This window comes from Mycobacterium sp. (genome assembly GCF_025965855.1).
Lineage (GTDB): Bacteria > Actinomycetota > Actinomycetes > Mycobacteriales > Mycobacteriaceae > Mycobacterium.
Map to the genome: position 1 here is coordinate 1 of NZ_JAOPWB010000342.1, position 5,467 is coordinate 5,467.

Below are 5,467 nucleotides of genomic sequence, written 5' to 3' on the forward strand. Positions count from 1 at the left end.
ATCGCGTCGCGGCCGGGCGCCGTGCGGCACGGCGCGCCCGCCGCGGCTCCGCCCGGCGGGTGACCCTGATCCGCGACGAGACCGGATCGGTGATCGTGGGCCTGGCGCGCTGGCTGCCGGCCGACGACCGGCCGGTCATCGACGGCGAGGCGGTCGTCGACGACACCACGCTCTTCGACGGGGAGGTCGCCGCCGTGCGCATCGAGCCGACGCTGGCCGTGCCGGGCCTGCGCGCCTCGGTGCGGCGGGGCCGGATGTGGCGCCGGTGGGTCGCCGGCCGCGCGGCCCAGCTGGGCAGCACCGGCGTCACCGTCGTGCGGGACGGCGTCGCGGCGCCGCGCACGGCGCGCCGATCGACGTTCTACCGCCACGTCGAAGGTTGGCTGCTGGTCGACTGAAGAGATGTTTTCGCGTGCTGGTCACATTTTGGGCCGGCGAGGTGTCGATGTTTTGAGATCTCAGGAGGCTCAGCCGGATGACACAAATCAACGTCGCCGCCTATTGGACGACGACTGGCGTGCTCGCCGCCGAGTGTTTCGTAGGTGGGCTGATGGGCGCTTTGCGGTTGCAGCCGTTCAAGGGCGTCGTGACACATCTTGGATATCCGCCGTACTTCATGACCATTCTCGGTATCTGCTACGTGTCGGCCGGCGTCGTGCTTCTGGCACCACGCCTGCCGCTAGTCAAGGAGTGGGCATACGCGGGTCTGATGTTCGTCTACGCGGGAGCAACGGCGTCGCATCTCTGGGTCGGCGATGACGCCACAACCCTGGTGGGTCCCCTAATACTCGTGGGGCTCACCGCTGCCTCCTGGGCGCTGCGCCCGCAACGGCGACGAGTGTCTCGCTAAAGGCCGGCGAGCCGCGGGTCCGGTAGTTTCGAGCGGTGAGCTTTCCCGCGCGGCAACACGAATCGGTGCGGCCCAGCCCGCTCTTTTTGGCCCTGGTCGCCCTGACGGCGGTCGGCGGCGTGCTGGCCTGGCTGGCCGGATCCAGCGTGCGGCCCTTGTCCTATGCCGGTGTCTTCATCTTCGTGATCGCCGGCTGGCTGGTGTCGCTGTGCCTGCACGAATTCGGCCACGCGGTGACCGCCTGGCGATTCGGCGATCACGACGTCGCGGTGCGCGGCTATTTGACCCTGGACCCGCGGCGCTACAGCCACCCCGCGCTCTCGCTCCTGCTGCCGATCGTGGTCGTCGCGTTGGGCGGGATCGGCTTGCCGGGTGCCGCGGTGTACGTGCGGACATGGTTCATGACGCCCGCCCGCCGGACCATGGTCAGCCTGGCGGGGCCGGCGGCGAACCTGGTGCTGGCGGTGCTCCTGCTGGTGTTGACGCGGTTGTTCTACAACCCCGCCCACGGTGTGCTGTGGGCGGGGGTGGCCTTCCTGGGATTCCTCCAGCTCACCGCCGTGTTGCTGAACCTGCTGCCCGTCCCGGGCCTGGACGGGTACGACGCCCTGGAGCCGCATCTGAGTCCCGAGACGCAGCGCGCGCTGGCCCCGGCCAAGCAGTGGGGCTTCTTCATCCTGATTTTCTTGCTGTTGGCGGGCAGCCAGTGGTTCTTCGCAGTTGTGCTCTGGTTGTTCGATTTCTCCGGTGTGCCGCACGTGTTGGTGGCTTGGGGCAACTCGCTGACCCGGTTCTGGAGCGCCTGGTTCTAGCCCTTGCAATATATGCGTCATTACGCATATATTGCAAGCTATGGGCGCCGGCCACAATCACACCCCCGACGAGACCGATTCGTCGCGGATGATCCCCCGCATGATCGTCGCCGCGGCGATCCTGGCGGCGTTCTTCGTCGTGGAACTGACCACCTCGCTGCTGATCAACTCGATCGCGCTGCTCGCCGACGCCGGGCACATGCTGACCGACGTCGTCGCGGTGTTCATGGGACTGGCCGCCGTGACGCTGGCCCGCCGGGGCAGCTCGTCGCCCGCGCGCACCTATGGGTGGCATCGGGCGGAGGTCTTCACCGCGGTCGCCAACGCCGGGCTGCTGCTCGGGGTGTCGCTGTTCATCCTCTTGGAGGCGATCCGGCGGCTCAAGGACACCCCGTCGATCCCCGGCGTGCCGATGATCGTGGTCGCGCTGGCCGGGCTGCTCGCCAACCTCGTGGTGGCGCTGCTGCTGCGGTCGCACTCGGCGCAGAGCCTGGCGGTCAAGGGCGCCTACATGGAGGTGGTCGCCGACAGCGTCGGCAGCCTGGGCGTGCTGATCGCCGGCGTGGTCACCGTGACGACGCGCTGGCCGTACGCCGACGTGGTGGTCGCGGTGCTGGTCGCGCTGTGGGTGCTGCCCCGGGCCATCTCGCTGGCCCGCGACGCGCTGCGCATCCTGTCCGAGTCGTCGCCGACCCACATCGACGTGGAGGAGCTGCGCAGCGCGCTGGGTGCCGTCGACGGCGTGACCGAAGTGCACGACCTGCACGTGTGGACGCTCTCGCCCGGCAAGGACATGTGCACCGCGCACCTGACCAGCGACGGCGACTCCGCCCGGGTGCTGCAGGCCGCGCGCGCGGTGCTGTCGGAACGCGGGCTGGACCACGCCACCGTCCAGATCGAGTCGCCGGACCGGCAGCGCGACTGCACGGAAGGCTTCTAAAGACCCAAAGCCTGGCGCGCCGCGGGGTCGCAATCCTCGAGCAGATCCAGGCAGCGCAGGTATTCGTCGGTCTCGCCGATGGTGTCGGCGGCCTTGGCCAGCGCCGCCACGCAACGCAGGAAGCCGCGGTTGGGCTCGTGCGCGTACGGCACGGGGCCGAAGCCCTTCCAGCCGTTTCGGCGCAGCTGGTCCAGGCCGCGGTGGTAGCCGGTGCGGGCGTACGCATAGGCCGTGACGGCCCTGTCTTCCGCCAGCGCCTCTTCGGCGAGCGCGGCCCAGGCCACCGACGCCGACGGGTGCGCGGCGGCGACACTGCTCGGGTTCTGGTTGGCGAGCAGCTCCGCCTCGGCGTCGCTGTCGCCGGGCAGCAGGGTCGGTTCGGGTCCGAGGAGATCTCCCATCGATGTCATGCCGACTATCTTGCCGTTCCCGGGGCTCGGGTCGTTAAGCTCCCTACATGCCCAATCCACCCGAACCCGACCGCGGCGCCACGCCGAGCCGGCCGACCGGCGAAGGGGCAGCCGAGAACCAGCCGCTGGTGCCCAGCGACCCCGAGACCGAGACCGTGGTGATCAACAAGGGCGATCAGGACACCGATGCCGAGGCCGTGGAAGGCCAGCAGCGCGAGCGTCGTTTCACCGCCCCCGGGTTCGACGCGAAGGAGACCCAGGTCATCGCCACTGCCGCGGAGCCGGCCACGGAGGTATTCGCGTCGCCGCCGGGCGCGGAAGGCGCGCCGCCACAGATGGGCGTTCCCCCGAAAGCCGCTGTGCCGCAATCAATTCCACCCCGGCTGGGGGCAAAGCTCCGGACTACCCGGCAAGTCAACTGGGGTTGGGTGCTGGCGCTGGTGGTGATCGTGCTGGCGCTGGTGGCGATCGCGATCCTCGGCACCGTGCTGCTGACCCGGAGTAAACACTCGAAAGTCTCTGAGGAAGACCAGGTTCGGCACACCATCCAGCAGTACGACGTCGCGGTGCAACGGGGCGATCTGACCTCGCTGCGCACCGTCACGTGCGGGACCGTCCGCGACGGATACGTGGATTACGACGAACACGCGTGGCAGGAAACCTATCAGCGGGTCTCGGCGGCCAAGCAGTATCCGGTGATCGCCAGCATCGACCAGGTCGTCGTCAACGGCCAGCACGCCGAGGCGAACATCACCACGTTCATGGCGTACGACCCGTCGCTGCGGTCGACGCGCAGCCTCGACCTGCAGTACCGCGACGAGCAGTGGAAGATCTGCCAGTCCCCCAGCGGCTAGCTTTGATTGCGCGAGCAGACGCAAAAGCCCCCATTTCGTGCCGAAAATGGGGGCTTTTGCGTCTGCTCGGCAATGTCAGCCGAGCGTCTTCCCGGCGCAATGCAGGTCGTTGCAGGCCTCCACGACCCGCTCGGTCATGCCGGCCTCGGCCTTCTTGAGGTAGGTGCGCGGGTCGTAGGCCTTCTTGACGCCCACCTCGCCGTCGACCTTGAGCACGCCGTCGTAGTTGGCGAACATATGGCCCGCGATCGGGCGGGTGAACGCGTACTGGGTGTCGGTGTCGACGTTCATCTTCACCACGCCGAACTTGAGTGAGTCCTCGATCTCAGACTTCAGCGAACCCGAACCGCCGTGGAACACGAAGTCAAACGGCTTGGCGTCGGCGGCCAGGCCCAGCTTGGCCGCCGCCACCTGCTGCCCCAGCGCCAGCACGTCGGGACGTAGCTTGACGTTGCCGGGCTTGTAGACGCCGTGCACGTTGCCGAACGTCGCGGCCAGCAGGTACTTGCCGTGCTCGCCGTTGCCCAGCGCGTCGACCGTCCTCTCGAAATCCTCGGGAGTGGAGTAGAGCTTGTCGTTGATCTCGTGCGCGACGCCGTCCTCCTCACCACCCACCACGCCGATCTCGACCTCGAGGATGATCTTGGCGGCCGCGGCCTCCTTGAGCAGCCCCTGGGCGATGGCGAGATTTTCCTCGACCGGCACCGCGGAGCCGTCCCACATGTGTGACTGGAACAAAGGATCGTTGCCCGCGCTCACACGTTCGGCCGAGATCGCCAGCAGCGGCCGCACGTAGCTGTCCAACTTGTCCTTGGGGCAGTGGTCGGTGTGCAGCGCGACGTTGATCGGGTATCTGGCCGCGATGCTGCGGGTGAATTCGGCCAGCGCGACGGCGCCGGACACCATGTCCTTGACCCCGAGGCCCGAGGCGAACTCCGCACCGCCCGTGGAGAACTGGATGATGCCGTCGCTGCCGGCATCGGCGAAGCCCTTGATCGCGGCGTTGACCGTCTCCGACGAGGTGCAGTTGATGGCCGGGAAGGCGTACGCGTTCTCCTTGGCGCGTCCCAGCATCTCGGCGTAGACCTCGGGCGTTGCGATGGGCATGAGCTCCTCCTGGCGGCTGGGTCCGTCCAGTATCGCAAGACCGGTATGTTGAGACATCGTGAGCACCGTGGTGACGGCCCTGCCGGACATCCTCGACCCAATGTACTGGCTGGGCTCCAACGGCGTCTTCGGGAAAGCGGTGCTGCCCGGGATCCTGGTCATCGTCTTCATCGAGACCGGGCTGCTGTTTCCGCTGCTGCCGGGCGAATCGCTGTTGTTCACCGGCGGGCTGCTGGCCGCGCACCCGAACCCGCCGGCGAGCATCTGGGTGCTGGCGCCGTCCGTCGCGCTGGTCGCGGTGCTGGGCGATCAAACCGGCTATTTCATCGGGCGGCGGATGGGGCCGGCGCTGTTCAAGAAGGAAGATTCGCGGTTCTTCAAGAAGCACTACGTGTCGGAGTCGCACGCGTTCTTCGACAAGTACGGGCCCTGGGCGATCATCCTCGCCCGGTTCGCCCCGTTCGTGCGGACGTTCGTCCCGGTGGTCGCCGGGG

The 5,467-nt window shown here is 68.0% G+C and carries 7 protein-coding genes and 1 pseudogene; 6 read left to right on the forward strand and 2 right to left on the reverse strand.

What is annotated here, in order from left to right; translation table 11 throughout:
• The 4 genes and pseudogenes from JWP83_RS29540 to JWP83_RS29555 all read left to right on the forward strand — a co-directional run.
• Positions 1-398: pseudogene (locus tag JWP83_RS29540) on the forward strand (peptidase M50); the annotation flags it as partial.
• 77 nt (positions 399-475) lie between these two features.
• Positions 476-850 (forward strand): DoxX family protein, encoded by a 375-nt coding sequence (locus JWP83_RS29545; RefSeq protein WP_297738667.1) that lies wholly within the window; start codon positions 476-478, stop codon positions 848-850.
• Between the two features lie 35 nt (positions 851-885).
• On the forward strand, positions 886-1,662 hold the full coding sequence (locus JWP83_RS29550; RefSeq protein WP_297738669.1) for a site-2 protease family protein: 777 nt from the start codon (positions 886-888) through the stop codon (positions 1,660-1,662).
• Positions 1,663-1,702: 40 nt separating this feature from the next.
• Complete coding sequence (locus JWP83_RS29555; protein ID WP_297738670.1) at positions 1,703-2,602, forward strand: cation diffusion facilitator family transporter; 900 nt, start codon at positions 1,703-1,705, stop codon at positions 2,600-2,602.
• Here JWP83_RS29555 and JWP83_RS29560 read toward each other — a convergent pair.
• Positions 2,599-3,012 carry a DUF3151 domain-containing protein gene (locus tag JWP83_RS29560; protein WP_297738672.1) on the reverse strand — a complete coding sequence of 138 codons (414 nt, stop codon included), beginning with the start codon at positions 3,010-3,012 and terminating at the stop codon, positions 2,599-2,601. The genes JWP83_RS29555 and JWP83_RS29560 overlap by 4 nt on opposite strands.
• Before the next feature lie 47 nt (positions 3,013-3,059).
• Between JWP83_RS29560 and JWP83_RS29565 the strand changes: the two genes are divergently transcribed.
• Complete coding sequence (locus tag JWP83_RS29565) at positions 3,060-3,866, forward strand: hypothetical protein (RefSeq protein ID WP_297738674.1); 807 nt, start codon at positions 3,060-3,062, stop codon at positions 3,864-3,866.
• A gap of 75 nt (positions 3,867-3,941) precedes the next feature.
• Here the strand turns inward: JWP83_RS29565 and fbaA are convergent, their stop codons facing one another.
• On the reverse strand, positions 3,942-4,973 hold the full coding sequence (gene fbaA / locus JWP83_RS29570; RefSeq protein ID WP_297738676.1) for a class II fructose-bisphosphate aldolase: 1,032 nt from the start codon (positions 4,971-4,973) through the stop codon (positions 3,942-3,944).
• 58 nt (positions 4,974-5,031) lie between these two features.
• On the opposite strand from fbaA, the gene JWP83_RS29575 reads away from it, so the two are divergent.
• On the forward strand, positions 5,032-5,467 hold a 436-nt coding region (locus tag JWP83_RS29575; RefSeq protein WP_297738678.1), incomplete at its 3' end, for a DedA family protein.